This window comes from Bacillus sp. GbtcB10 (assembly GCF_019091365.1).
In the GTDB taxonomy this organism is placed as follows: domain Bacteria; phylum Bacillota; class Bacilli; order Bacillales; family Bacillaceae; genus Bacillus; species Bacillus altitudinis.
In genome coordinates this window covers 1-258 of record NZ_JAGXJP010000240.1, presented here as the reverse complement: position 1 = coordinate 258, position 258 = coordinate 1, and the positions used below count along the sequence as shown (strand labels likewise).

Sequence of the window (258 nt, the reverse complement as noted above, 5' to 3'; positions counted from 1 at the left end):
CGTTAGTGACCGGGAACAGCGCACCGGATTCAAGCGGTACCTGATAGAACAGCCCGAAATCTGCATAGAAAATACGTCCGATCTGAAGCAGTGTCATAACAATCATTAACGGATAGAGGAACGGCACGGTTATATACCATACCTGACTCCATTTCCCCGCTCCATCCAGTACAGCAGCCTCATAATACTCTTCATCAATGCCAATGACCGCAGCCAAATAAATAACCACATAATAGCCAATGTTCTTCCAGGTATTGA

The 258-nt window shown here is 45.7% G+C and carries 1 protein-coding gene; it reads right to left on the bottom strand.

The window, feature by feature from the left end; genetic code table 11:
* The coding region (locus KVT11_RS20190; RefSeq protein WP_217609181.1) for an ABC transporter permease subunit at positions 1-258 on the bottom strand (258 nt) is incomplete at both ends.